1 protein-coding gene is annotated in these 1,174 nt (G+C 37.1%); it reads left to right on the top strand.

Translation table 11 applies throughout. The annotated features are described in order from the left end of the window. The first annotated feature begins 280 nt into the window (after positions 1 to 280). A complete protein-coding gene (locus ACFIJ8_RS08390) occupies positions 281 to 1,060 on the top strand; it encodes a hypothetical protein (protein WP_375639379.1) in 780 nt (259 codons plus the stop codon). Positions 1,061 to 1,174 lie beyond the last annotated feature (114 nt).

Below are 1,174 nucleotides of genomic sequence, written 5' to 3'. Positions count from 1 at the left end.
TATTGAAACGTTTTAAAAGAAGCATTGTGATCATGGGCTTTGTTTTAAAAACCCCCCTCACAAAGGAGGGTGTTATGATTAATACGTTTGAGAGTAACAAAAAGCGTTTATAGGCTCTCTCATTCAAAAGAGTGAGTAAAAATCATACGCATCTGTACAGATTAGTGAAAATAAAGCTGCATAAATAACGCGCGGGCGCGGCGGGGGCGCCTGCTTTCAATCCAATTTTCCATTTCAAATTTTATCAACTGTTTATCACATTAGATTGTGAGGGTCTTCTATGTGCAAAAAATACGAATTAACCAGTGAAATCAAAAAAATCAAACATGCTCTTACTCGAAATATTATAAACCTTTATCGCATTAAAGCTTTAAAAGATTTCGATGATATAAAGGCAGGGTCTTTAGGGGGCTTTATTGAAAAGGAAGTTAACCTATCCCATGATGGCAATTGCTGGGTCTATGATGAGGCTTGTGTCTATGGTCATGCAAGGGTGTATGATGATGCAAAAATACGCCATTTTTCTCAAGTCTGTGGTCAAGTTTATGGCAATGCTGAGGTCTATGGAAAAGCTTTTATCTCTCAATATGCTAAAGTTTATGACCATGCTTTTGTCTATGGCAATGCTCATGTTTATGGCAATGTTTATGGGTATGCTCATGTGAATGGTAGTGCCCGCATTCTTGCTGATGCTCATATTTATGACCATGCGCATGTTTCTTATGATGCTACGGTTTTTAGTTATGCACGCGTTTATGGTCATGCCAAGGTTTCTGGCTCGGCTTGTATTTATAGCCATGCAAAAATTTATAATTATGCTGTTATTAATGGTCGTGCAAAGATTTATGGCAAGGTTTATGGGAATGCTTGTGTGAGTGGCTCTTGTGAGATTTATGGCTCTGTTTATGGCAATGCTAAAATCTCATATTGTGCAACGATCTGGGGGCGTGCTTATGGCAATGCAACAATCAATACAAAAAGCAAAGCAAAGTTGGTTCCCAAAAATTATGAGATTTATGAAAACAATAATGTTGTTAAGATTATTGATAAAACAGAATAAAAATAGGTATGGGGGTGCCTTCTTTATGGCTATAAACCCATCATAAAAGAGAGAATGCAAAAAAAAGCAGTGCCACATGATATGACGCGGCTTTCTAAGAATGATTCTTATGAT

The sequence above is a fragment of the Bartonella sp. MF74HXZ genome, assembly GCF_042194445.1.
Classification (GTDB): domain Bacteria; phylum Pseudomonadota; class Alphaproteobacteria; order Rhizobiales; family Rhizobiaceae; genus Bartonella; species Bartonella grahamii.
The sequence above is the reverse complement of the archived record's forward strand: the minus strand, read 5'-3'. Positions and strand labels throughout refer to the sequence as shown.

What these genes read in the sequence shown, in the direction of transcription:
- ACFIJ8_RS08390 (WP_375639379.1), top strand. Translation starts at nt 281, where the DNA reads ATGTGCAAAAAATACGAATTAACCAGTGAAATCAAAAAAATCAAACAT.